General features: G+C 55.2%; 22 protein-coding genes and 2 pseudogenes. 7 read left to right on the top strand and 17 right to left on the bottom strand.

Annotation, left to right across the window (positions count from 1 at the left end; translation table 11 throughout):
* Positions 1 to 16 precede the first annotated feature (16 nt).
* The 7 genes and pseudogenes from QPL96_RS09245 to paaX form a co-directional block, all read right to left on the bottom strand.
* Positions 17 to 1,492, bottom strand: coding sequence for a mannitol dehydrogenase family protein (locus QPL96_RS09245; protein ID WP_303287101.1), 1,476 nt, complete (start codon positions 1,490 to 1,492; stop codon positions 17 to 19).
* Positions 1,493 to 1,536: 44 nt separating this feature from the next.
* A complete protein-coding gene (locus QPL96_RS09240; protein WP_303287100.1) occupies positions 1,537 to 2,640 on the bottom strand; it encodes an ABC transporter ATP-binding protein in 1,104 nt (367 codons plus the stop codon).
* 12 nt (positions 2,641 to 2,652) lie between these two features.
* Positions 2,653 to 3,486, bottom strand: coding sequence for a carbohydrate ABC transporter permease (locus QPL96_RS09235; protein WP_303287099.1), 834 nt, complete (start codon positions 3,484 to 3,486; stop codon positions 2,653 to 2,655).
* A 16-nt stretch (positions 3,487 to 3,502) separates the two neighbouring features.
* A pseudogene (locus tag QPL96_RS09230) lies at positions 3,503 to 4,407 on the bottom strand (carbohydrate ABC transporter permease).
* A gap of 148 nt (positions 4,408 to 4,555) precedes the next feature.
* Entirely contained in the window at positions 4,556 to 5,878 is a 1,323-nt protein-coding gene (locus QPL96_RS09225; RefSeq protein ID WP_303287098.1) for a sugar ABC transporter substrate-binding protein, read from the bottom strand.
* 300 nt (positions 5,879 to 6,178) lie between these two features.
* Positions 6,179 to 7,075 (bottom strand): AraC family transcriptional regulator, encoded by an 897-nt coding sequence (locus tag QPL96_RS09220; RefSeq protein WP_303287097.1) that lies wholly within the window; start codon positions 7,073 to 7,075, stop codon positions 6,179 to 6,181.
* Positions 7,076 to 7,126: 51 nt separating this feature from the next.
* On the bottom strand, positions 7,127 to 8,092 hold the full coding sequence (gene paaX, locus QPL96_RS09215; RefSeq protein ID WP_303287096.1) for a phenylacetic acid degradation operon negative regulatory protein PaaX: 966 nt from the start codon (positions 8,090 to 8,092) through the stop codon (positions 7,127 to 7,129).
* A gap of 306 nt (positions 8,093 to 8,398) precedes the next feature.
* On the opposite strand from paaX, the gene QPL96_RS09210 reads away from it, so the two are divergent.
* The 6 genes and pseudogenes from QPL96_RS09210 (at position 8,399) to QPL96_RS09185 (ending at position 13,655) form a co-directional block, all read left to right on the top strand.
* Positions 8,399 to 9,556, top strand: coding sequence for an ABC transporter substrate-binding protein (locus QPL96_RS09210; RefSeq protein WP_303287095.1), 1,158 nt, complete (start codon positions 8,399 to 8,401; stop codon positions 9,554 to 9,556).
* Between the two features lie 79 nt (positions 9,557 to 9,635).
* Positions 9,636 to 10,511: a branched-chain amino acid ABC transporter permease gene (locus QPL96_RS09205; protein WP_303287094.1), complete on the top strand. Its 876-nt coding sequence runs from the start codon at positions 9,636 to 9,638 to the stop codon at positions 10,509 to 10,511.
* Positions 10,511 to 11,518, top strand: a complete 1,008-nt coding sequence (locus QPL96_RS09200) for a branched-chain amino acid ABC transporter permease (protein WP_303287093.1) — start codon at positions 10,511 to 10,513, stop codon at positions 11,516 to 11,518. Before QPL96_RS09205 ends, QPL96_RS09200 begins: the two co-directional genes overlap by 1 nt.
* Positions 11,515 to 12,273, top strand: coding sequence for an ABC transporter ATP-binding protein (locus tag QPL96_RS09195; RefSeq protein WP_303287092.1), 759 nt, complete (start codon positions 11,515 to 11,517; stop codon positions 12,271 to 12,273). Before QPL96_RS09200 ends, QPL96_RS09195 begins: the two co-directional genes overlap by 4 nt.
* A 17-nt stretch (positions 12,274 to 12,290) precedes the next feature.
* Positions 12,291 to 12,740, top strand: a pseudogene (locus tag QPL96_RS09190) (hemerythrin domain-containing protein); the annotation flags it as partial.
* A 210-nt stretch (positions 12,741 to 12,950) separates the two neighbouring features.
* Entirely contained in the window at positions 12,951 to 13,655 is a 705-nt protein-coding gene (locus tag QPL96_RS09185; protein WP_303287201.1) for an ABC transporter ATP-binding protein, read from the top strand.
* A 210-nt stretch (positions 13,656 to 13,865) separates the two neighbouring features.
* On the opposite strand, the gene QPL96_RS09180 is transcribed toward QPL96_RS09185, so the two are convergent.
* The 3 genes from QPL96_RS09180 to QPL96_RS09170 form a co-directional block, all read right to left on the bottom strand.
* Positions 13,866 to 15,389 (bottom strand): acyl-CoA dehydrogenase family protein, encoded by a 1,524-nt coding sequence (locus QPL96_RS09180; protein ID WP_303287091.1) that lies wholly within the window; start codon positions 15,387 to 15,389, stop codon positions 13,866 to 13,868.
* Positions 15,379 to 15,789, bottom strand: a complete 411-nt coding sequence (locus tag QPL96_RS09175; protein WP_303287090.1) for an acyl-CoA thioesterase — start codon at positions 15,787 to 15,789, stop codon at positions 15,379 to 15,381. The genes QPL96_RS09180 and QPL96_RS09175 overlap by 11 nt, the downstream gene beginning before the upstream one ends.
* 71 nt (positions 15,790 to 15,860) lie before the next feature.
* Positions 15,861 to 17,126: a YbfB/YjiJ family MFS transporter gene (locus QPL96_RS09170; protein ID WP_303287089.1), complete on the bottom strand. Its 1,266-nt coding sequence runs from the start codon at positions 17,124 to 17,126 to the stop codon at positions 15,861 to 15,863.
* Positions 17,127 to 17,223: 97 nt separating this feature from the next.
* On the opposite strand from QPL96_RS09170, the gene QPL96_RS09165 reads away from it, so the two are divergent.
* Positions 17,224 to 18,246, top strand: coding sequence for a GlxA family transcriptional regulator (locus QPL96_RS09165; RefSeq protein WP_303287088.1), 1,023 nt, complete (start codon positions 17,224 to 17,226; stop codon positions 18,244 to 18,246).
* 148 nt (positions 18,247 to 18,394) lie between these two features.
* Here the strand turns inward: QPL96_RS09165 and paaZ are convergent, their stop codons facing one another.
* From paaZ to paaK, 7 genes are all read right to left on the bottom strand, one after another.
* A complete protein-coding gene (gene paaZ, locus QPL96_RS09160) occupies positions 18,395 to 20,440 on the bottom strand; it encodes a phenylacetic acid degradation bifunctional protein PaaZ (RefSeq protein ID WP_303287087.1) in 2,046 nt (681 codons plus the stop codon).
* A 90-nt stretch (positions 20,441 to 20,530) separates the two neighbouring features.
* Positions 20,531 to 21,610 (bottom strand): 1,2-phenylacetyl-CoA epoxidase subunit PaaE, encoded by a 1,080-nt coding sequence (paaE, locus tag QPL96_RS09155; RefSeq protein WP_303287086.1) that lies wholly within the window; start codon positions 21,608 to 21,610, stop codon positions 20,531 to 20,533.
* A 13-nt stretch (positions 21,611 to 21,623) separates the two neighbouring features.
* A complete protein-coding gene (paaD, locus tag QPL96_RS09150; RefSeq protein ID WP_303287085.1) occupies positions 21,624 to 22,193 on the bottom strand; it encodes a 1,2-phenylacetyl-CoA epoxidase subunit PaaD in 570 nt (189 codons plus the stop codon).
* A complete protein-coding gene (gene paaC / locus QPL96_RS09145; protein WP_303287084.1) occupies positions 22,177 to 22,941 on the bottom strand; it encodes a 1,2-phenylacetyl-CoA epoxidase subunit PaaC in 765 nt (254 codons plus the stop codon). The genes paaD and paaC overlap by 17 nt, the downstream gene beginning before the upstream one ends.
* A 12-nt stretch (positions 22,942 to 22,953) precedes the next feature.
* Positions 22,954 to 23,235 carry a 1,2-phenylacetyl-CoA epoxidase subunit PaaB gene (paaB, locus tag QPL96_RS09140; protein WP_008173800.1) on the bottom strand — a complete coding sequence of 94 codons (282 nt, stop codon included), beginning with the start codon at positions 23,233 to 23,235 and terminating at the stop codon, positions 22,954 to 22,956.
* Between the two features lie 17 nt (positions 23,236 to 23,252).
* On the bottom strand, positions 23,253 to 24,245 hold the full coding sequence (gene paaA / locus QPL96_RS09135; RefSeq protein ID WP_303287083.1) for a 1,2-phenylacetyl-CoA epoxidase subunit PaaA: 993 nt from the start codon (positions 24,243 to 24,245) through the stop codon (positions 23,253 to 23,255).
* A gap of 326 nt (positions 24,246 to 24,571) precedes the next feature.
* Positions 24,572 to 25,882 (bottom strand): phenylacetate--CoA ligase PaaK, encoded by a 1,311-nt coding sequence (gene paaK / locus QPL96_RS09130; RefSeq protein ID WP_303287082.1) that lies wholly within the window; start codon positions 25,880 to 25,882, stop codon positions 24,572 to 24,574.
* Positions 25,883 to 25,919: the final 37 nt, after the last annotated feature.

The following is a 25,919-nucleotide window of genomic DNA, read 5'->3' as shown; positions in this document are numbered from 1 at the left end:
CCTGCCTGGGGCGGCTTTAGGCAACTGGCAACGTTTGCAGCGTTGCCAGAGTGCCCTTGGATTCAAGTTTATTCACGGCGGATTCGAAGGCCTCGCAAAAGGCCCGGGAATTAATCAGATCTCCGCTGAACAGATCTTCCATGCCCAGAAACTTCTGTTTCAGGCTATCCCGGTTCTGCACTGCGGTTTGCAGGCGTTCCGCAAGAGGGTCCTGAATCTCATGGTGCTGGCCGGTTTCGTCGCGGCCTTTGAGGTATACCGCCCAGCTTGCGACGACCAGGGCCACACGATCCAGGGAGCGGGATTCCTGAATAAGCGCTCGAATGGTTGGCACCACGAACTTCGGGATCTTGCTGGATCCGTCAAGGCACAGCCTGGCCAGTTGGTCGCCGACCTGAGGGTTGGAAAAGCGGTCGATCAGTGTTGCTTTATAGGCAACAAGATCGACGCCCGGGATATCACCCAGAATCGGGGTGACATCCTCATCCATGAAGGCCCGGATAAAATCGGTGAAACGGCTGTCTTCCATGACTTCATGGGTGTAGCGATAGCCGGCCAGGAAACCCAGGTACGCCATGGCTGAATGGCTGGCATTCAGCAGCCGGATTTTCATGAGCTCGTAGGGCGTTACATTGTCTGTGAACTGGGCACCCACGGAAGCCCAATCCGGTCTGCCGTTGCAGAAATTGTCTTCCAGAACCCACTGGGTGAAGGGTTCGCAGATGACTGGCCAGCGATCCTCGATACCATGGGAGAGTTTCAGCCACTCGGTATGGGCAGGCGTGGTTCCCGGGGTAATTCGATCCACCATACTGCAGGGAAAAGTGACCTGTTGATCAATCCACTCTGCCAGCCCGGCATCACGCATGTAGGCGAATGCCAGTAAGGCGCTCCGCGCTGCATGGCCGTTGTGGGGCAGGTTGTCGCAGGACATGATGGTAAATGGTGCCAGTCCCCGGCTTCTGCGGCGGGCAAGGGCTTCGGTCAGAAAACCAAACACGGTGCGCGGCTGCCGGGGATGCTGCAGGTCATGAACCACATCCGGATGCTCATGATTGAAAAGCCCGGTATTGTCGTCAACGTTGTAGCCTCCCTCGGTAATGGTGAGGGAAACGATTCGGACGTCAGAACTGGCAAGCTTTTCGATCACCCGGTCGGGGTCGTCCGGAGCAAACAGAAAATCGGTGATCGCACCGATGACACTTAACGTATTGGTACCATCGGAGCCCAGCTCGATAAGGGTATAGAGGCAATCCTGTTCAGCCAGGACGGACTGCATGGTTCGGTCTGCCTCACGCAGCCCGACTCCGCAGATGGCCCAGTCGTCGTTGCCGCCTTGCTGCAATAGCCTGTCTGTGTACATGGCCTGATGGGCACGGTGAAAGCCACCAACCCCAATGTGGACAATGCCATGCTTCAGATTTGCCCGGTTGTACTGCGGGCGTGAAACGCCGCTTGGCAGATCGGACAGTGTGGTCTTGTTCAGCTTCATAGCTTCATCCTTTTCCCCGCCCGCTCGGGCAGACACTTGGCATGTCATGCGGCGATCCGCTCCAGTCTGGGCAGAGCCTGTTCCTGGTCATCGAACAGGTGGCACTGGTCAAGTTCGAGGCTCAGGCCGATCTGCTGGCCAAAGTTGCACGTGAAATTGCCCGGTGTCCGGACCGTAAGCGTTTCGCCGGTGCTGGTTTTGACGTAACAGTAGGTGTCACTGCCAAGGTTTTCTGCTATGTCAAGGCGGCCGGTGAAGTGGCTTTCTGCCGGGTCAGCGACGTGGATGTTTTCAGGGCGCACGCCCAGGGTTACGGGGCTGTACTTGCGCAAAGATGTCCCGTCGACTGGTAGGGTGAGCGTGGCGCCATCGTCGAGCTGGATTCGGGTTCCCTGGTGATCGCATACAAGCACGGTAGCCGGCAGGAAACTCATTTTCGGCATGCCGAGAAAGCCCGCGACAAACCGGTTTGCCGGGCTGTGATAGAGCTCCATGGGCGAGCCAACCTGCTCGATCTGCCCCTGGTTGAGTACCACAACCTTATTGGCGAGGGTCATGGCCTCGACCTGATCGTGAGTCACATAGATCATAGTGGCTTTCAGGTCATGGTGAAGCCGCGCAAGTTCAAGCCGCATCTGCACGCGAAGTGCGGCATCGAGGTTCGACAGTGGTTCGTCAAACAGGAACACCTTGGGCTGGCGCACGATGGAGCGGCCAATAGCAACGCGTTGCCGTTGGCCACCGGACAGTTCCTTGGGTTTACGCTCAAGCAACGGCTCCAGCTCCAGAATTCGAGCTGCTTCAGCCACCTTGGCGTTGATCGTTTCCTTGCTTTCTTTGGCCAGTTCCAGGGCGAACGACATGTTCTTGCGCACAGACATGTGGGGGTAAAGCGCGTAGCTCTGGAAGACCATCGCCAGATCCCGCTTGGCGGGCGCCAGCTCGGTAATTTCCCGGTCGTCCAGATAAATGTGACCACTGGTGACTTCTTCAAGGCCAGCGATCGAGCGCAGGAGCGTCGATTTTCCGCAGCCTGAGGGCCCAACGAAAACGACGAACTCGTGATCCTTGATGGTCAGGTTGATGCCTTTGAGGATTTCCACGTCTCCAAAGGATTTTTTCAGGTTTTTTATTGTTAAGTCAGCCATGGGAATTCTCCGTTATTTAACCGCGCCAAAGGACAAACCGCGAACCAACTGTTTCTGACTGATCCAGCCAAAGATCAGTATGGGAGCGCTGGCCAGGGTGGAGACTGCGGACAACTTGGCCCAGAACAGTCCCTCGGGACTTGAGTAGGAGGCGATCAGGGCCGTCAGGGGCGCGGCCTGCGATGCGGTGAGGTTCAGCGACCAGAATGCCTCGTTCCAGCTCAGAATCAGTGCCAGCAGAACGGTGGACGCCAGCCCGCCTTTGCTCATGGGAAGCAGAACCCGCCAGATCTCCTGGAACAGCGTTGAGCCATCCATTCGCGCGGCTTCCAGTACCTCTTTAGGGATTTCCTTGAAGTAGGTGTAAGCCATCCAGATCATGATGGGCAGGTTGATCAGGGTGAAAATAATGGTCAGCCCAATGCGGGTATCCAGCATCTGCATGTCTTTGAACAGCAGGTAGATGGGGACCAGCACGCCGACAGGTGGCAGCATCTTGGTAGACAACATCCAGAGCAGGGTGGCCTTGGTGCGCTTGGTCTCGAAAAAGGCCATGGAATAGGCGGCAGGCACCGCCAGCAGCATCCCGATGATGGTTGAGCCAAAAGACACGACGACCGAGTTCCAGGCAAAGTGCAGGTAGTCGCTGCGCTCATTGACCAGCGTGTAGTTCTCCAGCGTGGGCGTGAAGAACAGTTGGGGCGGCGTCGCGAACGCGTCGATTTCGGTTTTGAAGCTGGTCAGCATCATCCAGAAAATCGGAAAGAAGATGGCAAGGGCTACACCCCAGGCCAGGATGCCCATCAGGGCCGTTGTCAGGCTTCGACGTTGTTTCAGGCTAAGCATGGTGTCACCTCCGGCGTTATTGTTTATCGGTCAGACTCTTGCCGACGACGCGAACCAGGAAAAACGCGGCGATATTGGCAAGAATGACGGCAATCAGTCCGCCCGCTGACGCAAGGCCAACATCGAACTGGAGTAACGCCTGGCTGTATATCAGGTAGGCGAGGTTGGTGGTTTCGTAGCCGGGGCCACCCCCGGTTGTTGTGAAGATTTCCGCAAACAGTGAGAGCAGGAAAATGGTTTCGATCATCACCACCACGGCAATCGGGCGGGCCAGGTGGGGGCGAGTCAGGTGCCAGAACAGGGCCCAGGGGCCCGCGCCGTCGAGTCGCGCGGCTTCCTGCTGCTCCTGGTCAAGCGACTGCAGTGCGGTCATCAGCAGAAGGATCGCGAAAGGCAGCCATTGCCACGACACGATCATGATGATGGAGAAAAGCGGAAGCTCGGAGAACCAGTCAATGGGTTGCGCGCCGAAAAACTGCCAGATGGCGGCAAAGACTCCCGATACCGGGTGAAGCAGCAGGTTTTTCCAGACCAGTGCATTGACGGTAGGCATGATGAAAAACGGCGAAATCAACAGGATTCTGACAATCCCCTGACCCCAGAACGCCAGATTGATGAGCAGTGAAATCAGGACACCGAACACTACTGTGATCAAGAGCACCGAGCCGACCAGCAGCAGTGTGTTGGTCATGCCGGCCATGAACCCCAGGTCAGTCACGAAAAACCGGAAGTTCTCCAGGCCGACATACTCGTTTCGCCCGGATAAAGCAGGTTATACCGGATCAACGAGAAGTAAATCGTCATGGACAGAGGAACAGCCATCCAGAGCAGAAGCAACAGGACCGATGGCGATACCATGAGCCGGCTGATTCTGGCTTTCTGTTTGCTGACACCTCCTGTAGTCGGAGCCGTGTCTTGCATTGTGCGGATTGCGTCCGCATCCAAAATTTTTGTTTCCATAACAATGCCTCCGGAAAGGAGCCCTGACGATATGGGCTGCCCGTATAAGCCGATGGAGCGGCATGACGGGACCCACAGGTGCCAGTTGTGTTAGTTCATAGCGACGTGATTACTTTGAGTAATAGCGCGCTCGGGTCATTTCGCGGGTCGTAATCGACTGGGCGCCCATCAGGGCCTGTTCGGTCGACATGGAGCCGGCGAGTGCCCCGGAGAACAGTTTGCCAACCTGAGTTGCAATGGCCTGAAACTCCGGGATGGCAGCAAACTGGACGCCAACGTAGGGGGCCGGCTTCAGCGTGGCGCTGTTGGGGTCGGCCCTATCCATCGATTCGAGGGTTTTGGCCGCGAAAGGTGCGGCGGCAAGGTACTCGGCGTTGTCGTAAGTTGATGCCCGCGTGCCCGGAGGCGTGTTTGCGATGCCGGTGGCCTCTGCCACCAGTGCGCTGTATTTCTTGGATGTCGCCCAGGTGATAAAGGTGTTGGCGGCTTCTTTTGCATCCGAGCTGACCGGAATGGCCAGTGCCCAGGACCATAGCCAGCCCGCGCCCTTATCGGTTTTCTGGCTTGGTGCCAGCGCAAAATCGACCTTATCAGCAACCTTGCTCTGGGATTCGTCAGTCACAAAAGCACCAGCTACTGTGGCGTCTACCCATAGGCCACATTTGCCAGAGTTGAACAGTGCAAGGTTTTCATTGAAGCCATTGGAGGATGCCCCCGGGGGGCCGTAGTTACCCAGCAGGTCGACGTAGAATGTGAGTGCGTTTTTCCACTCCGGGCCATTGAATTCAGGCTTCCACTCTTCATCAAACCAGCGGGCACCGAAAGCGTTGGCGATGGTGGTGATCAGCGCCATATTTTCGCCCCAGCCGGCTTTACCTCGCAGGCAAATCCCGTATTGCCCCTCGTCCGGTTTGTGGAGGGTTTTGGCGAACGATTTCATCTGTTCCCAAGTGGGTTGATCGGGCATGGTCAGCCCGTTTGCCTCGAACAGGTCCTTGCGGTAGTACGTCATGGAGCTTTCGGCATAGAAGGGCAGCGCGTAGAGCTTTCCGTTCTTCGAAAGGCCGCCAAGGACCGACGGGAAAATATCTTCCTTGTCATAGTCTTCCGGCAGGTCATCCATAGGCGTCAACCAGCCTTTTTCACCCCAGATCGGGGCCTCGTACATACCAATGGTCATCACGTCGAACTGGCCACCGCCGGTGGCAATATCTGTGGTCAGGCGCTGGCGGAGGACGTTTTCCTCAAGGACGACCCAGTCGAGGTCTATATGCGGGTATTCTGCTTCGAAGGCGTCAGACAAACCTTGCATGCGAATCATGTCGCCGTTGTTGACTGTGCCGATCGTGACCTTCGTGGCTGCGATGGCTGAGAAGGGTGCGGTCAGGATTCCGGCTGCGACCAGCGCAGGGAAAAGAGTGTTGGTGCTCATGTTCGAACCTCTGTTTATTTTTGGAGTAGGTCGATCCGGGCTAAATCTGGAAACCCGTCAACATTGTTGTCGTCGGTACACCCCATCGGGTGCCGGGGCCTATTACACGCTGAGCGTGAAAAGCGGACAAATACATAATTCGCCAGATTTATGTACTTTTTTTCCATCAGGTGAGCTGGTATCGGTTATGCGAGTCGATGTGACTTTTTCCTGGAATGCCGGCTAATACGTCACCTTTCTGATTCGAAAGGAGAATGATCTGCGGCGATAAGATGTTGATCAGAATCAGTAAAAAGCGGGTCAGCCCCGGTAAAGAACATCCATTGATGCCTTTCGATAGTCGGAAGGTGTCATTTTCTTGAGGTGGAAAAAGCGGCGGTTGAAGTTTGCGATGTTGTTGAATCCGACCGAGAAGCAGATTTCAGTAATGGGCTCGTCGGTGTGGGCGAGATGTTCGCAGGCCTTGTTGATGCGGAGGGTATTGACGAATTCGGTAAAGCGTTGGCCAGTCGCTTTCCTGAAGAACTTGGAGAAATAGGTCGGCCCCATATTCACATGGTCTGCGACTTCCTCTAGGGAGATGCCTGTGTCATAGGACTCGAAGATGTAATTGACGGCCTGATTGAGGCGATGGAGAATCTTTTCGTCGGTAATCGGGATATAGGTGGATGAGGAGAGCACCCGGTAATCATCAATGCCCGCAAGGAGTTCAATCAGTGTCCAGAATCGGGTCAGGCGCCTGAAGCCACTAGACGTCGCAATGTTTTCGAAAAGCTCCACGGCCCTGGTAATGCTGTCGGGGTTCAGAAACTCGATGCCATACTGCGCACGCTCCCAGAACGGAGCCAGCAGCCTTGCTTCCGGGAAGAAGGATTCGCACCCTTTCACAAACTCGTGCGAGAAGTTGATGACGCGGTCGCGTAACTCGACGCGCTCCCCTTTATCCAGTTGGCTTATCCAGTTATGGGGCAGGTTGGGCCCGACCAGTATCAGGCTGTTAGGTGAGAAATTGCCAATGTAGTCGCCAACGAACACCTTGCCTGAAGTTGCTGTGATCAGGTGTAGCTCATATTCTTCATGGTAGTGCCAGCGCACAAGGGGGCTGGGGTATCCATGATCAAGGTAGCGAATCGATTCATCACCTTGCTGGTCGACCCACTCAAATTCGGGCTGTAGGCGCTGTTTGTTGGAGCTCATGAAACACCGTTATTCCGGCCTTTCAATTCAGAGTACAACAGTTCGCAGTGTTCAGACAGCGGATTCTGGCGTTTCTTCCTGAGTTGTGGTCATGTCTCTTAGCCCTCCAAAGCGCTTGAAGAATTTCTCGCCGGGGCCGGGGAGAGGGCCGGAGGCATTCTCCAGGGTTTCATCCAGCCATTGTTCCGCCCGCACATAAATCTTCCGGTACAGGTTCCGGCAGAGTTGCTTGGCGCTGCGGCCTTCCCAGTCGCCAGGTAGCAACTCGTCCGGCAGTAGTGGGTCTCGAAGCAGAATTTTTCTGTACTCGTGGATGAGCAGGACCCTGAGAAGCAGGCATTCCTCGGGATTGAGCGTGTCTTCCGATTGCAGCTCCCGCCAAAGGGGACGGAACTGTTTCAGGAAGCGCCGGTAACGGCCTCCAAGCTCATCCAGGTTCCAGCTTTCTCGAACCTGAAGACGAAGCGCCCTGGGGCTTTTCTGCTCCATGGGCATGGTCTGCATCACGATGGTGTCTTCCAGGGCGCCCCACTCCTGCAGCATGGGAATCAGTTTGCTGCGGGTAAACCGGGGGTGCTCCATCAAGCCTGGCGCCATACTGCCAAAGCTGAGCCACTTCAGCTCTTCGCGGACTTTCTGGCGAAGTTCCGGAGCCAGCTGATTCAGGTACACAAGGCACCAGCTGCCGCTCCATTCCTCGGTATCGAGATTGTAAACGTGCTGGAAGGCCTGCTCGAAACGGCGCAGCCCGGGGCCGGTGAGGCTGTAATAACTGCAGCGGCCGACCTTTTCGGTTTGCAGCCAGGATTCCTGGACCAGGCGATACACGGAGGTGCGAACCAGCCGCTGGCTGATGCCCATGGGTTCGACCAGCTTCATCAGGCTGCCAAGCCAGACATTGCCGCCTCGGGGAACTATGGCGTCGCCATAGATGGTAATGATGAGGGAACCGGCACGGAGTGGCCGCTTCTTTTGAAAATTCTTGACGAGCAGTTCGAGCTGGCTTTTCGCAGTCATGGCCTGGGTTCGCAAATAAGAATCAATGAAACACGTTGCACGTATTATGCGGGTCCTGCGTGTCAGGTAAAGATTTGTCTCCCTGATCGCCGTGCTGGCGTGGTGTGCCACCGTCGGCTTTACTTAAGGAGCGTCAACCGATCTCCCTGAAATCGGTTGACATGGAAGTTATGATACAATAACTTGATTTGACATTCGTCAATGGTATCGAATTTACCGGAGGCGAAGAAACAGGAGTGCATCTGATCAAGGATGAGGGAATAACAATATACTCAAGCCCCTGCACAATCCGGGAGAATAAAAACAATGCTTAGAACAATGATCCGTCGCGTCGGAAAATGCGCAGTAGTCGCTGCTGCCGGCCTCATGATGATGAGCGCCCAGGCTGCTGACCCCATCAAGATTGGTTCGTTCCTGTCTGTGACAGGTCCGGCATCCTTCCTTGGCGACCCCGAGCTGAAAACGCTCGAGATGTACGTTGAAAAAATCAATGAAGACGGCGGTGTCCTTGGTCGTCAGTTGGAGCTGATCCATTATGACGACGTTGGCAATGCCTCGTCTGCCCGTAACTTCGCCAGCCGCCTGATCCGTTCAGACCGGGTGGATATCATCGTCGGCGGCAGCACCACCGGTGCCACCATGGCAGCGGTACCGCTGATCGAGCAGGCACAGGTTCCGTTCATATCCCTGGCGGGCGCCGTGGTTATTACCACACCGGTCAAGAAGTGGGTGTTCAAGACTCCGCAAACTGATCGCATGGCGGCAGAGCGAATTCTCGCCGACATGAAAGACCGTGGCATTACCCGATTTGGCCTGATTTCCGGCACCGGTGGTTTCGGCAGTTCCGGTCGCACCCAGACTCTGGAAGTGGCCGAAGAAATGGGTATGGAAGTGGTGGCCGATGTCACCTACAGCGGATCTGATACAGATATGACTGCCCAACTGACCAATATCCGTAACACAAAAGGTGTTGAAGCGGTTCTCAACTTCGGTTTCGGCCAGGGCCCGGCCATTGTGACCCGTAACTATGCCCAGTTGGGCATGGAGCTTCCGTTCTACCAGTCCCACGGCGTAGCTTCTGACAGTTTCCTCGAGCTGGCCGGCTCTTCTGCCGAGGGTCTCCGCCTGCCCGCATCTCCGCTGCTGGTTCCGGATTCACTGCCGGAAGACGATCCCCAGAAAGAAGTGGTTCAGAACTACAAGGCCGAGTACGAGGCCCGCTGGGATTCCAAGGTGTCCACCTTCGGTGCCTACGCTTATGACGGGCTAATGCTCGCCGTTCGTGCCATTGAGGAAGCCGGCTCTACCGACCCCGAAGCCGTGCGTAACGCACTGGAAAACATCAAGGGTTACGTTGGGGTAACCGGTGAGTTCAACATGTCGCCGGACGATCACAATGGCCTTGACCCGGATTCCTTCCGCATTCTGGAAGTCCGGAACGGCGAATGGAAACTGATTAACTGATATCCCTTTCACCTGTCTCGCGGCTGGCGGCAATCCTTTCGGATAAGTCGCCAGTCGATGTTCGACCGGAACCACGGCTATGTTCGCAGAATTCTTACAGTACCTGTTTACCGGGATTACTATCGGTGCAACCTACGCCCTGATAGCCCTCGGTTTTACCCTGATATACAACGCCAGCCACGTCATTAACTTTGCCCAGGGTGAATTCCTGATGATTGGAGGCATGGCAACGGTTTCCCTGACCGCCATGGGAGTGCCCATGATCCTGGCGGCCGTCTTGGCCGTGATTCTGGCCGGTATTCTGGGGATTGCCCTTCAGCGCCTCGCGATTGCGCCGGCCAAACAGGCCGATGTGGTTACCCTGATTATTATCACCATTGGCGCATCCATCTTTATTCGCGGTATCGCACAGGTAATCTGGGGCAAGGAGTACCACGTGATGCAGAACTTCAGCACCGACCAGCCTATCCGGGTGTTTGGTGCGGTGCTGAACAGCCAGAGCCTGTGGGTTCTGGGTATTGGCGCGATCCTGGTGGTGGCTTTGGTGCTGTTCTTTACCAAAACACTGATTGGCAAAGCAATTCTGGCAACCTCCATGAACAAGGAGGCGGCGCGTCTGGTGGGTATCCGCACCCAGATGGTGCTCATGCTGGCATTCATGGTGTCTGCGTTGCTTGGCTCGGTAGCCGGTATTGTGGTAGCACCGATTACCTTCACTTCCTATGACATCGGGATCATCCTCGGACTGAAAGGCTTTGTTGCCGCAGCTATCGGTGGTCTTGGCAGCGGTGTGGGTGCTGTTGTCGGTGGCCTTGCCCTTGGCATTGTTGAAGCCATGGCAGCCGGTTACATTTCATCCGATTACAAGGACGCCGTCGCGTTTTCCATGATCCTGCTGGTACTCTTCTTCATGCCCCGGGGACTTTTCGGCGCCAAAGTAGTGGAGCGTGTCTGATGTTGAACCGGTTTATGCAGTCGCGCCTCCGGGGCCTGCTGGTCCTCGCGTTCATCCTGATTATCCTTCCGGCATTTCTGGGCAATCCGTTCCATTATGAGCTGGTCATCCAGATGGCCATCATTGCCGCCACCGTAATCGGCCTGAACCTATTGGTGGGCTTTGCCGGCCAGATCAGCCTCGGCCACGCCGGCTTCTTTGGCCTGGGTGCTTACTTCACGGGTATCGCAACCGGGACTTACGGCTGGTCTTCTGTCCCTGCGCTGGTGGTCGGTGCCATTGTAGTTGGCATCATTGCCTGGATTGTGGGTCGCCCGATCCTGCGTCTGAAGGGGCATTACCTGTCCATGGCAACCCTCGCGGTGGGTTTCATTATTGCCATTATTCTGAACAACGAGCGTGCCATCACCGGCGGTCCGGACGGCATGCCGGTTCCGGCCTTCGATCTCTTTGGCTGGGAGCTCAGTACCTTTGGTCAGTATTCGTTGTTTGGGCTTGAGATCTCGGGTGTCCAGGCCTGGTATATCCTGGCCAGCGTGGTGCTTCTGCTGGCGGTCTGGTTTGCCCAGAATCTGATCGAATCGCCCATTGGCCGGGCGTTACGCTCCGTGAAAGGCTCGGAAGTGGCTGCCAGTGTGGTGGGCGTTGACACTGCGAAGTACAAAAGCCTCGTATTCGTGATCTCCGCGATCTATGCCAGCGTCATGGGCGGCCTTTACGCCCATTTTCAGGGTTTTATCACCCCTGCGGTGGCAAGCTTCGAGTTCTCCATTCTCTTTATCACCATGGTCGTCCTTGGCGGTATGGGTTCCACGTTCGGTGTGATTCTGGGTGCCGTGGTATTGAAACTGTTACCGCAGGTTCTGGCGGATTTCCAGGAACTGGAAGCCGTGATGTTCGGCCTGATCCTGATGCTGACCATGATCTTCATGCCCAAGGGCCTGTTGCCCACCATCACCGCAGTCGTTTCCAAAAGAATGCGCAGGAAAGCGGGAGGTAAGGCATGACAGCACTGGTTGAAGTAAAGGGGCTGGATAAGGCCTTTGGTGGTGTTCATGCGGTGGAAGGTGTCAGTTTCGCCGTGGAGGCCGGGCAGGTCTATTCCGTGATTGGCCCGAACGGTGCCGGCAAGACTACATTGTTTAACCTGATTACCGGCCTCTATGTCCCCACGAAGGGTGAGATTCTGCTGAACGGCGAGAGTACCGCCAGGCTGGCACCGAACCAGCTTGCGGAGCGAGGCATGTGCCGGACCTTTCAGCAGATGCAGGTCTGTATGAACATGACCGCCATGGAAAATGTGATGCTCGGTCGGCACCTACAGCTCAAGAGCAGTCTGCTCACTACGCTGTTCCGGTTGCCGGCTTTGCGTCGGGACGAGGAGTCTGCCTATAAACGCGCCGCGGACCTTATGGAGTATGTGGGTTGTGGCGAGTACGTGGGTGCCGAGGCCTCTGCGATGTCCTACGGTGCGCTCAAGCGGCTCGAGATTGCCCGGGCACTGGCGGCCGAGCCAAAGGTCATCCTGCTGGATGAGCCGGCAGCAGGCCTCAACGCTGTCGAAACGGCGGCTCTGGAAGACCTGATCCGGAAAATTGCCGATCAGGGCACCACCGTGATGCTGGTTGAGCACGATATGAAACTGGTGATGGGGATATCCGACCGGTTGCTGGTGCTTAACTATGGTCGCGTTCTGGCCGAGGGTACGCCCGAGGAAATCCGTCAGAACCCGGACGTTATCGCCGCCTATCTGGGTGGCTGAGCAAGGAGACATTTCACATGAGCGAGCAACACACTGAAATGGCGCCTGCCCGGTCACGCAGTGAGCAGGCCGTGCGAATTATTGTTCAGGAACATCAGGCGCTGTGGCGGATCCTGGATCTGCTGGATCAGCTTCTGAGCGATATGAACGTCAACGACCAGCGGCCGGATGAGCGGCTGCTCAGGACGATCTTTGATTACATTCAGCACTTCTCCCGGCGGGTACACAGTACGCCCACGGACATCGAGCTCTACAAGCGGCTCAGTGAGAAGTCCCCCGAGACAGCGCCCCTGCTTGAGAAGCTGGCCAGGGGCTACGTGATTGGCCATGAAAAACTGCTGGAGTTGCGCAAGCTGCTGGCAGCGTGCGAAGAGGGCTGGCCGGAAGGTCGGGAGGAATTCAGTCATGCCCTGGCACGTTTCACTGAAGCCTTGCGCAAGCATATCCGCAAGGAAGAGGGCGTGGTTATTCCCCGGGCCCGGAAACTGCTGACCGAGCAGGACTGGCAACAGATCATCGAAGCGCGGGATGTGGAAAACGATCCCCTGTTTGGTGAGCGGGTGCGGGAAGAGTTCCGGGAGCTGCGTCACCAGATTGTCAGCTATACCCCGGAAAAGTTCGGGGGGCTGGGCCTCAAACACGCCGACCGGGTGTCTGCGCCTCATGCAAAGCAGGAAATGCTGTCCATCAAGGGGCTGGTGACATCTTATGGCCAGATCGAGGTGCTGCATGATGTGGATATCCACATCAACAGTGGCGAGATCGTGTCGCTTGTCGGTGCCAATGGTGCCGGCAAATCGACCCTGCTGATGACCATCTCCGGGTTACAGCCTGCCGACCGGGGCGCTATAACCTTTGAGGGCAAGGACCTGGCGAAGATCCCTGCTGATCAGCGTGTGGCCGATGGCATTGTGCAGGTGCCTGAGGGCAGGCAGGTGTTCAAGGACCTCAGTGTCCACGACAACCTGCTGCTGGGTGCCTACACCCGGGGCAGGACACCCGAGGCGATGGACGATCTGGAGCGCATGTACACCAAGTTCCCCATCCTTCGCCAGAAGCGCCATAACCTGGCGGGTGAGCTCTCCGGTGGCCAGCAGCAGATGCTGGCGATGGGCCGGGCCCTGATGGCCAAGCCAAGGCTGCTGCTTCTGGACGAGCCCAGCATGGGCCTGGCGCCGTTGATCATCGAAGAGATTTTCAACATCGTCAAAGAGCTGAAGGAAGAGGGCATTACCATCTTCCTGGTGGAGCAGAATGCCTCACAGGCGCTGGCACTGGCTGACCGTGGCTATGTGCTTGAAACCGGAAAAGTAGTGATTGAAGGCACTGGCCGGGAACTGCTCAGCAACGAGAAGGTGCGTGAGGCCTACCTGGGGATGTAATCGCCCTGTTTTTTCACGGCACCAATAAAAGGGGACAAATTTATTTTTTGCATATTTTTTTGCGTTGCCTGATTAATTAATCGGGTCGCGCCGGCGAGCTGACGCAGACAAAAGCCACGAAACCCTGCAGATACAGGGCTGGGCATGTACCAAGGCCATTTTCAAAGAGCATCGAAAACAGCTGAACCATTCACCTGTTTTATCGCCATGTTAATAGCAACGAGGGATAGGCCACGACGTGTTAGAGTTCATCATATAAAACTGATCAATAAGTGATTTAATATTTAAAACCAACAATTCAATAGAAAATTTAATATCCTGTTCGTTATAGAGGGCGTTATTCTGACTAGGCCTATTTACCAATCCAGCTCCAGGCATACCAGCTAATCGCCCCGCTCGCTCAACCAAACGGCTAATACCGTAGATCCTAGACAGGATACGCCCAAATATGACCATTTCAGCTTGCGAGTAGCGTTCAATACTGTCGCCTATTTTCTCCTTCAAAGGAGGTAAATATTTTAAAGATTGCTCCATGTATTTATCGGTTTTTGCGAATTCATAAAACGATTTAAATTCATTATCAATCATTTTTTGCTTAACAAGATTTGCTAAGTGTTGGCACAACAAATCATTGTTACCATCAAATAGAGTGTAAACTCTAGAATCTAATAATGCGTATGCTGCAATATTATTTTTAGTCCCAATTCGGTATCCATCTCCTCCACAAAGTTGTTGATAATCTATCGCCGACTCCAGCATAAGTTCAGTAGAAAGCACCTTTGTCGCCAATGAGGCAAACATACTTTTATCTATATCAGCTCGATAGTCCTCATTAATTAAAAGATGATAGTAGAGTGAATTACATATAACATAGTTTCCTTTTATTGTTGATAGTTTATATTTTACATAATCTATATCGTACAACGTCCCCTGTCCTATTCTTCGTCCTTCAGTATGCGCTTTTGCCTCAATTAATAATCTTCTCAAGAATCCACTTGACATAGCAGCTTTACTAAACCGAGAGGCACATAAAATCTCTGCTGCATCAAACAGATTATCTCGGTACTTGCAAAGTCTTCGATGGCCCGGAATATAGGCATCAATATCATTCAATCCATAACCTAAATTTTTTAAACCTAAGCTATCATATATCTCTTTTGTAATAAATCCACCATCAGATCTTTTGTGAACAAAATAGGAAAATTCTTTTTTATCAGGTTTTTTAGCACAAATGATCCACCAATCAGCTTGGGCGCTAAAAGCTTGCCAGTGTTTCATACCACGAACTCGATAGCCTTCCTTTTCTTCGCTATATGTTGTTTCCATTCGTGCCAGATTTGATCCACATGTAGGCTCAGTAAACGCGAGTCCTCCGATAACAGGGTTCTGTAAGAAATCTTCAAACACCTCATCCTGAACCTGCTGTGTACCACTCAAACTAACATTTCTTAGAAACAGCACAGTCACAATCATCGTATACATTCCCAGCGGTAAGTTATATTCTGATAACATTTCGATGATTTCACATATTTCCTTATGGCTCTCACGCCCTCCATGTCGCTTTGGAATTGCTGGAAGGCATACACCTGATTTCAGCAACTTTCCCCAATTTTCTTTTGAAAGAGGCTTTTGAGGTAATATTTTACTATCGAATTGTTCAAATATTTCCTGTATATTTTCTAGAAATTTATCCGTGTCAATTTCAGTTATATCTGCTGTGGACTCAATCATCATTATTTCTCCAATTTATTTTGAAAAATGGTGAAAGTTGTAATTTTTTGGCTTTACTGATTTCCCGTGTAACATTGTTTGAGAAATCGAAATGAACCATGGTGCAGGTTCCAGTCGCTATTACCTCTCCAAGCTGGCGCGCTTCTTGTGTAATCGTAATTGATGACCTTCCAATTTTGTCTATTTCTGTATCAATAATTACCTCATGAGAAGCTCGTATTTGATGTAGAAAGTCAATTTCATATCGTCGTAAAATAAGCGACAAATCAGACATATTTTCTGTACTACTGAAATATCGAAAGATTGGTGACCTGCCTTCTTCAAACCACACAGGTACTGCTGAATTGGTGACGTGCCCAAGGACGTCAACTTCCGAAAACCGTGGTGAGATAGATATGCGCATAAGATACCTTTTTTGTTAAATAAATTCGTACATCAAGATAATTGGAAATAAATCTGTGCTACTAACAGTTCTTATACATTTCCCTCTCTCAATCTCCTATCCGCTTTGATGGCACGTCGAGCAGCAGCGGGGGTGCGAACTAACCAAGGTAGAATCGCCGCGACTCCCAATAAAGCTGTGCCTAGCCACAATGAGCTGTTCAGCCCATAGTGGTCTGACAATGCCCCGGCAGCATAAGGGCCAATCGTCTGCCCGATTGCGAAAGAAAGATTGAATAGTGCCATCGCTTGAGCAAACCGGGAGGCCGCCAGGTTCTGTCGCAACAAGACGGCAATGGCAGCAGGAGCAATAAATACGCTCACTCCAAAAACGACTGACGAAGTGAGCACACTGATATGACCACCAATCAATGGAATCAATGTACCGAGTAGTGTTACCCCACAACTGATCGATAAGATCTGAGCACCCGGCAGGCGGCTTAATGGGCGCTGCCATAGAAAAGCCGATACCAGAATTGCAACACCCAGTAGTGTCCAGGCAGCAGTGCCAAACTGCCAAGACAAGCCTTGCCCACGTATCCAGGCAAAGATGAACGTCATGTAGATGATGTAGCTGGTAGCGAAGAAGAAGTAAGCCACCAAGCAGACACCAAGATGAGCCAAAGGTAGAGGCTCCGTCATATTTTCTGTCACCGTCACCGTCTTGGTTACAGCAGCCTCGTCGGTACACTGCGCCAATCGTAATGGCCATATGGCAGCAATGGCGCCCGCCACGCCCAATGCCAACCATGCAGTAGGCCATGCACTGTTACCGATTATCGCCAGTAACGGATTAACCAAAAAACCCGACAAGACAATGCCGATGCCAGCACCACCAAAGAACAGCCCTGTGGCGGCACCACGTTGTCGCGCTGCGTGCCGGTAGTAAAACAGCACTAATGCAATACCACAGGCGGACACCCAAGCCGCGCCAATACCATTAAGAATACGCTGTGTACTCAGCCAGCCAATATTCGCGCTCAGGCCCGTGACCGCTAGTGTCAAAAAACACAACCACAGCCCCACCACGAACAGAAGTCGGGCACTAAACCGACGTAACAGCAGATATCCGGAAGCTGCCCCCAATACATAGCCAAGTGCGTTGGCACTATTGAGCCAGCCGGCTTGGGCGTAGCTCCAATGCAAGTCAGCCGACATTCCCGGCAACAGTAAGGCATAAGCAAAACGCCCCAATCCATTGGCCAGTGCCATCGACAGGCCAAAACCGAAGGCCGGCCAAAGGGATAAACGCGGAGTGTAGTGTGATCCCGTGATCGAACAAGCCGGTGTGGAGCTCATACGGGATTCCTTCAAAGCGACTATAGAGTTGGTATTAGAGCTGATATTGTGCAAACTCCGAAGTGTCTAAAGAGACAAAAAACAATCCGGAATAGACATGTCAAAATTTACGATTGCGGTATTGGACGGAACACTCGCTGCGAGCGTCGGTGGGTCATTGGACGTACTCGACTTCGCCAACCGCGCCGCCACCTATCTGAACAAGGCTCCATTGCATTGGCGAGTGGTTGGCAATGGCCATCACGTACACTTGAGCAATGGACTCACACTTCAAGTGGAATCGCTAATCCCATCAATGGATCTGGGGCAAGACATACTGATCATCCCCAGCTTGGGGCTTGACGGCATCGCGGGAGAGGATGGATATTCACCTTGCGGGCTCAACGCTCGTTATACCGCCTCCACCGCACTACAGCGGCTGGCGATGCCCGACGTACGAAAGCTGATACAGCTCGTCCGTACGCATTACGACCGAGGCGGGAGTATTTGCGCCAGTTGCTCCGGAGTGTTGGTGCTGGCTGACGCGGGGATACTCGCGGGCCACCGCGTGACCACGCATTGGGCGCTGGCGCGCCTGTTCCGGCAACGCTATCCCGAGATCCAGCTCGAACCTGCCAGTATGGTGGTGGAGGACGGACGCATCACGACCGCAGGTGCGGCAATGGCACAAGTCGACCTGATGTTGCATGTGTTACGCATAACCATCGGCCGGGAAGTGGCCGAGTCAGTCATGCGCTATCTTCTGGTCGATAGCCGGACGACTCAGGCACGGTACATGGTTTGGCAGCAGCTGGATCGTGCCGATGATGATACCGTGAACCGCTTCGAAGCATTGATAGAATCCAGCTTACCCGATGCGGTTACGATAAAAGAGGCAGCACACCGCCTCAACATGACGGGAAAAACGTTGGCCCGGAGAATTGCTGCGGCTACAGGTTGCTCGCCGCGCGTCCTGATTCAAACCGTCCGGATGCGTCACGCCCAGCGCCTTCTGGAGATGACCGATTTACCCGTGGATGAGATTGCGGAACGAGTGGGTTATGCTAACGCTACCGCGCTACGCAAGCTGACGCTAAAAATGACGGGACTACCTCCGGCGTTGTTGCGTAATCGCCATTGAGGGTTAAAAACGTATAGCTACCGTAAAAACTCACCGACCCACAAAAATTCGGAAAACCGGGACAGGTCGCAAGACCCGTCCCTCTTTTATTTGCCTGTGACTTTCTCCCTGGGGTCCAAGACCGGGAGAAGGTCCGGGCAGCCCGGTGTTACCCGGGCTTTTTGGCAACCAGTGTCAGGATGTCGTAGCTCGCAACCATTTCGTCATTCTGGTTGTGAACCTGAACATCCCAGACCACCACACCCTGGGGGTGTCCGTCCGGTGATGTCCGGCCCTGATCGATCTTGCGCTTGCAGGTCAGCCGCGCCCGGATGGTGTCGCCCGGGGCAACCGGCTCGATAAAGCGCAGGGTGTCCAGGCCGTAGTTCGCCAGGACCGGACCTTCGCCCGGATAGACGAACAGGCCCGCTGCCGCGGAAAGCACAAAATAGCCGTGGGCAATGCGCTTGCCGAACTGGGAGTCCCGCGCCGCGATTTCATCAAAGTGCATGTAGAAGTGATCGCCGGACAGGCAGCCGAAGTTGACGATGTCCGCTTCGGTAACCGTGCGCCGGTGAGTCAGCAGGGATTCGTTGATCTGCAGATCCTCAAAATGACGACGGAATGGGTGCACTTCGGTTTCGATCAGATCCGCACCACGCACGTATTCGCGGGTGACTGCTGCCAACATGGTCGGGGAGCCCTGAATCGCAGTTCTTTGCAGGTAATGATGTACCGCGCGGATGCCGCCCAGCTCTTCACCACCGCCGGCGCGGCCCGGGCCACCATGCTTGAGCATGGGCAGTGGCGAACCGTGGCCTGTGGATTCCTTTGAAGCCTCTGCGTTCAGCAGGTGCAGACGCCCGTGGTAGGCGGCGAGCAAGGGTACGATCTTGCCGGCAATCGTGGGATCGCGGGTGGTCAGGGTGGTGACCAGTGAGCCCCGACCCTTCGAGCACAGGTCAACGGCATCCTCGATAGTGTCGTAGGGAATCACGGTGGCTACCGGGCCGAAGGCTTCGATGTCGTGGGCACCACAGCCATTTTCCGGGTTCCGGCACAGCAGCAGGTGTGGCTCGATGAAGGCGCCTTTCTCAGTGCCATCGCCGGTTGGCCTGAAGCTGCCGTCGCCACCGATGACCCGTTCGCTGGTTTTCAGCAGTTCCTGGATGTTGGCTTTGACGTCTTCCAACTGGTCGATGGAGGCCAGGGCGCCCATGCGAACGCCTTCCATGGAAGGATCGCCCACGGTGACTTTCGACAACCGTTCTTTCAGCTTGTCGCAAACCGCGTCTACCCGGTCTTTCGGCACCAGGATCCGGCGGATCGCGGTACATTTCTGACCGGCCTTTGCCGTCATCTCGCGGCCCACTTCCTTCACAAAGATGTTGAATTCTTCGTGTTCCGGGGTCACATCCGGCGCCAGTATGGCGCTGTTCAGTGAATCGGCCTCGGCATTGAACGGAATCGAACGGTTGATGATGTTCGGATGATTCTTGAGTTTGCGGGCGGTGGCAGCTGAGCCGGTGAAGGTAACCACGTCCTGCTCTTCAAGATGCTCGAACAGATCGCCGGTACTGCCAATGACCAGTTGCAGGCTGCCCTCGGGCAGGGCGCCGGATTCCTGCATCAGGCGAACCGCCAGTTCGGTCACGTAGCAGGTGGAGGTGGCCGGCTTCACAATGGACGGCATGCCCGCCAGGAAGGTGGGCGCGAATTTCTCCAGCATGCCCCACACCGGAAAGTTGTAGGCATCAATGTGTACCGCAACACCGCCCCGGGGTACCAGGATGTGGGTACCGGCAAAGTGGTTGTTCTTGCCAAGCGGCGTCACCGGGCCTTCGTGCACTACGTTACCGGACGGCAGTTCTCGCCGCCCCATGCTGGCGTAGGAGAACAGGGTGCCGAAACCACCATCAATATCGATGCCGTTATCGGCTTTGCTCGATCCGGTATGCATCGACAGTGCGTAAAGCTCTTTTTTGTGTTCCTGCAGGTACATGGCCATGGCCTTGAGGGCCAGGGCGCGCTCCTGGAAATCCATGGCCATCAGGTTCTTGCCGCCGACCTTGCGGCCATATTCAACGGCTTTCCTGAAATCGAGGGTGTCGTCGTGGGTATGGGCCACGATGTCGCCGTTAATGGCGCTGGGCAAGGCCTTGGCGGCCTTCTCACCGACCCACTGGCCGGCAATGAAACTTTTCAGGACTGACATGGGAAACTCCATTAGTGTCTGAAACGCCAAGGCAAGCCCCGCGGAAACGGGACTTGCCTTGCTCGTGTCTTACTGTTGGCTGGCCCGAAGCTACATCTCGTCGTAGTTCAGAACCACCTTGTCGCTGATCGGGTAGCACTGGCAGGAAAGCACGTAACCGGCTTCCACCTCGTAGTCTTCCAGGGCAAAGTTCTGGTCCATCTCCACTTCGCCTTCGACAACCTTGGCGCGACAGGTGGAGCAGACACCGGCCTTGCAGGAGTAGGGCAGATCAGCGCCTTCCTCGTTACCGGCTTCGAGGATGCTCTTGGTATCACGAACCAGCGGGAAGGTCAGGGAGCGTCCATCGGCAATCACGGTCACTTCGCTGACCGACTTCGGATCAACGCGGGCGGGGTCCCTGTCTTTCCGAGCCTGGGGCACGCCACCGGCCGGGGTAAACAGTTCGAAGTGAATCCTGTTCTTGTCCATGCCATGCTTCAGCAGTGAGTCCTGCACGGTTTCGGTCATCAACTGCGGACCACAGATGAACGCAGCAGTCAGGTCTTTGGCATTGATCCAGTGGTCGAACAGTTTGTCGCACTTCTCGTGATCAATCCGCCCGTTGTACAGGTCAATGTCCTGTTCTTCCCGGGTGAAGATGTACACCAGGTTCAGGCGGGCCATGTACTCGTTCTTCAGATCCTGAAGTTCATCACGGAACATGGTGCTGCTGGTGGCCTTGTTGCCATAGAACAGCGTTACCTCGCTCTTGGGCTCGGTTTCCAGAGTGGTCTTGATGATCGACAGGATCGGGGTAATGCCACTACCGGCGGCGACCGCCAGATAGTTGCCTTCCCGCTCGGGATCCAGTTCGATGGAAAAATGGCCCTGGGGCGGCATGACTTCCAGCGTTTCACCGGGCTTCAGCTGCTCATTGGCAAACGTGGAGAAACGGCCACCGGGCATCTTCTTGATGGCGATGCGCAGTTCCTGATCGTTGACACTGCGGCAGATCGAGTAGGAGCGGCGAACTTCCTCGCCATCCATTTGGGTTCTGACAATCAGGTGCTGGCCCTGCTTGTAGCTGAACTTGTCCGCCAGGTCTTCTGGCAGATCAAAAGCAAGTGATACGGCGTTTCTTGTTTCAGGTCTGACCTCTTTGAGGGTCAGTGGGTAGAATTTGTTCATGATCGTATCGGCTCTAGATGCATTTGAAATAGTCGAAGGGCTCGAGGCATTCCTTGCAACGGTAAAGGGCTTTGCAGGCGGTGGATCCGAATTCGCTGATCCGCTCCGTGTCCTTGCCACCACAGTGGGGGCAGGCAATGACCTGCGGTCCCCCGAGCAGGCTCATCTTGCTGGAACTGCCCTCGGGCGGAGCGATTCCGAACGCCCGAAGTTTCTCTTTGCCTTCGCCTGTGATCCAGTCGGTGGTCCAGGCAGGGGTCAGCACCTGATTGATCTTCGGATCCCGGAAGCCTGCGGCACGCAGGGCTTCGGCAATCAGTTCCTCAATCAATTCGGTGGCCGGGCAGCCGGAGTAGGTCGGGGTTACATCAACGGACAGCTCGTTGCCGTCCCAACGGACAGCGCGAACAATGCCGAGCTCCACGACACTCACGGCCGGCACCTCGGGGTCTTTGACCTCTTTGAGAAGTGCCCAGATGTCATCCTCTGTCAGCAGGTCGGGGCGGGCGTTTGCCGGCACCCGATCACTGGCAATCAGGATATCGACGGCTGACCGGGTGTCTGAATCACCATGTTGTGGCATCGGGATAGGCCCTCTGCAGGAACTGCATTTCTGCCAGGATGAAACCAAGGTGTTCGGTGTGCTCGCCGTGCTTGCCGCCCATGTACATCCAGGCGTCTTCATCGCCCGGCGTCAGGGTGGCCTGGGCAAGCACCTCGTTGACCATGCCGCGCCAGTCTTTGGCCAGCTGGTCGGGGTCCGGGCCAATGCCCGCCTCGGCCATGACACGGTCGGTGTCGTCCGGGGTGATCAGTTCGCCGGTGAAGCGCCAGAGAATATCCACGGCATCCTGCATGCGGCGGTGGCTTTCTTCGGTGCCATCGCCCAGGCGCTTGACCCACTCGGATGACCGGCGCAGATGATAGGTGGCTTCCTTCAAGGCCTTGGCGGCAATACCGGCAATGCGCTCATCGCTGGATGCCGTCAGGCTCTTGAGCGTGAAGTAGTGCCACACGTCAAAGAAGAACTGCCGACCCATGGTGACCGCATAATCCTCATTGGGCTGCTCGGTGAGCAGCAGGTTGCGGTAATTATGGGCATCACGGCGGAACGCCAGCTTATCCGCGTCACGACCATCGTCGATCAGCTCGGCGGCGTACTCGTACCAGTTGCGGGCCTGGCCGACGAGGTCGAGGGCAACGTTCATCAGTGCCATCTCCTCCTCAAGCGCAGGGGCCTTGCCGCACAGTTCGCACAGGCGCTGGCTCAGGATCATGTCGGAATCCGCCAGGCGCAGCAGGTATTCCTGTAATGCTTCTGCTTGTGTCATTGGAACCGCTCCTTACATGTGTCCGACTTCATCAGGCAGCTTGTAGAAAGAAGCGTGCCGGTAAACCTTGTCTTCCGACGGGTCGAAAAGCACTTCCTTTTCGTCGGATGCGGAGGCCGTGATGGTGTCGGAGGGAACCACCCAGATGCTTACCCCTTCGTTTCGGCGTGTGTACAGGTCACGGGCGTTTTCCATGGCCATCTCGGCGTCAGCGGCATGCACGCTGCCCACGTGTTTGTGGTTCAGGCCGTGCTTGGATCGCACAAAGACTTCGTAAAGGCGCCATTCAGACATATTGTATTCCTCCGGTATCAAGCGGCTTGTGCGCGCTGTTTTTGTTTTTCGGCATAGGCGACGGCGGCTTCACGGACCCATGCGCCCTCGTCAATGGCTTTCTTGCGAGTGTTGATGCGCTCGCGGTTGCAAGGGCCATTGCCCTTGAGAACGTCATAGAATTCCTGCCAGTTGATTTCACCGAAATCGTAGTGGCCGGTTTCTTCGTTCCATTTCAGGTCCGGATCCGGCGCTGTGCATCCCAGGAATTCAAGCTGCGGAATCGTCTGGTCAATGAACATCTGGCGCAGTTCATCGTTGCTCTTGCGCTTGATTTTCCAGGCCATGGACTGCTGTGAGTTCGGGGATTCGTCATCGTGCGGGCCGAACATCATCAGCGCCGGCCACCACAGACGGTTGATCGCGTCCTGCACCATGGCTTTCTGCTCCTCGGTGCCTTCGCGCATCATGTCCAGCAGGATCTGGTAGCCCTGGCGCTGGTGGAAGCTCTCTTCCTTACAGATCCGGACCATGGCTCGAGAGTAGGGGCCATAGGAAGTACGCTGAAGCACAACCTGGTTGACGATCGCGGCGCCATCCACCAGCCAGCCAACCGCACCCATATCGGCCCAGTTGAGGGTTGGGTAGTTGAAGATACTGGAATACTTGGCCTTGCCCTGATGCAGTTTCTCGATCTCTTCATCGCGGTCTGCACCGAGGGTTTCCATGGCGCTGTAGAGGTACAGGCCGTGACCTGCTTCGTCCTGGATCTTGGCCATCAGTTGGAGCTTGCGCTTCAGGGTGGGGGCCCGGGTAACCCAATTACCCTCGGGCAGCATGCCGACCACTTCGGAGTGGGCGTGCTGGGAAATCTGGCGAATCAGGGTTTTCCGGTAGCCTTCCGGCATCCAGTTCTTGGGTTCGATCTTGGTTTCGGCGTCGACCTTTTCCTGGAACTCGCGCTCTTCAGGCGACATCTCTTCTTTGGTTTTCAGGCGCTTGGCGCCGGTTTCAACGAGCTGGGCGTACATAAACAAATACCTCCGGATCTGGCTTGTTGTTCTGTTATCCGTGAACAGCGATGCCCTCAGTTTGGTCTGAGGGCCATTGACTTGATACTATATGATACTGAATAAATATCAAGGATTCTCTTTGCGTGTCATGTTAAATAAAAAAGCTTCAAAAAATAATCTTAAGGTACTGATTTTAATTATTAAAAACATGATACGTGAATAAATTCTATTGAGATCATCGAAAGTAAAGTAAATTTAAATCGGTGGTTCCGGGGTGTTGCTGACGGGCAACGGCGAGAGCCAGCCGCAATGATTGCGGGCTGACTCTCCGCCGGTCTGCGGGCTTACTTGTTCCGGCGGTCAAACACATGCCTGGCTTTGCCTTCCGAGCGAGCCAGGCAGTTGGTCTCCACAACCTCGACACGGGTGCTGATGCCAATATAGGACTTGATGTGGTGAGCCAGTTCCTTGGCCGCCACGGCACGGCTCTCCGCATTGTCGGGAGCGCCCGGTTTCAGCTCGGCCCGGATATCCACACAGTCCAGATTGCCTTCCCTGTAAACCTCGATCTCGTAGTGCGGTGCCAGTGCTTCGCATTTCAGAACCTGCTCCTCGATCTGACTCGGGAACACGTTGACACCACGGATAATCAGCATGTCGTCGCTGCGGCCGGTAATCTTGTCGATCCGGCGCATGGGGCGTGCGGTTCCGGGTAGCAGGCGGGTGAGATCCCGGGTGCGGTAGCGCAGAACTGGCAGGGCCACCTTGGTCAGCGAAGTGAACACCAGCTCGCCGTATTCACCATCGGGCAGCACTTCACCGGTGTCGGGATTGATGATTTCGGGATAGAAATGGTCTTCCCAGATGGTTGGGCCATCCTTTGTTTCGATACACTCCATACCCACGCCGGGGCCCATGACTTCGGAAAGGCCATAAATATCCAGAGCCTCAATGCCAAGACGCTCCTCGATCTCGGTGCGCATGGCGTTGGTCCAGGGCTCGGCACCGAAGATGCCGAGGCGCAGGGGCAGTTTGTGCGGGTCAATGCCCTGCCGCTCCATCTCGTCGGCGATGTTCAGCATGTAGGACGGCGTGACCATGATGATGTCGGGCTCGAAATCCTTGATCAACTGGACCTGCTTCTCGGTCTGGCCGCCGGACATGGGGATGACGGTACACCCAAGCCGCTCGGCCCCGTAGTGGGCGCCAAGGCCACCTGTAAACAGGCCGTAGCCGTAGGCAACATGGACCTTGTCGCCACGGGAGCCGCCGCCGGCCCGAATGGACCGTGCCACAATGTCGGCCCAGGTATTGATATCGCTCTGGGTGTAACCGACCACGGTCGGCTTGCCCGTGGTGCCGCTGGAGGCATGCACCCGGACCACGTCGGACAGGGGTGTGGCAAACATGCCAAACGGGTAGTTATCGCGCAGGTCCGCTTTGGTGGTGAACGGTACTCTGGCCAGGTCATCCAGAGAGTTGATGTCCATCGGCTTGAGACCGAGATCGTCAAAGGCTTTGCGATAGAAGGGTACGTTGGTATACGCATGGACCAGGCTCCAGCGCAGCCGCTGCAGCTGTTCATGACGGAGCTCGTCAATGCTGGCCGTCTCCATGCGGTCAAGTTTGCCAAGTTTTTGTAATGGTAAGCTCATGATTCTGTCCTGCTTTGTTCTTGTAAGGTGGTCGTTC

The sequence above is a fragment of the Marinobacter sp. SS8-8 genome (assembly GCF_030540945.1).
Taxonomy (GTDB): domain Bacteria; phylum Pseudomonadota; class Gammaproteobacteria; order Pseudomonadales; family Oleiphilaceae; genus Marinobacter.
Note: the sequence above shows the minus strand (reverse complement) of the source record. Positions and strands in the feature narration are given on the sequence as shown.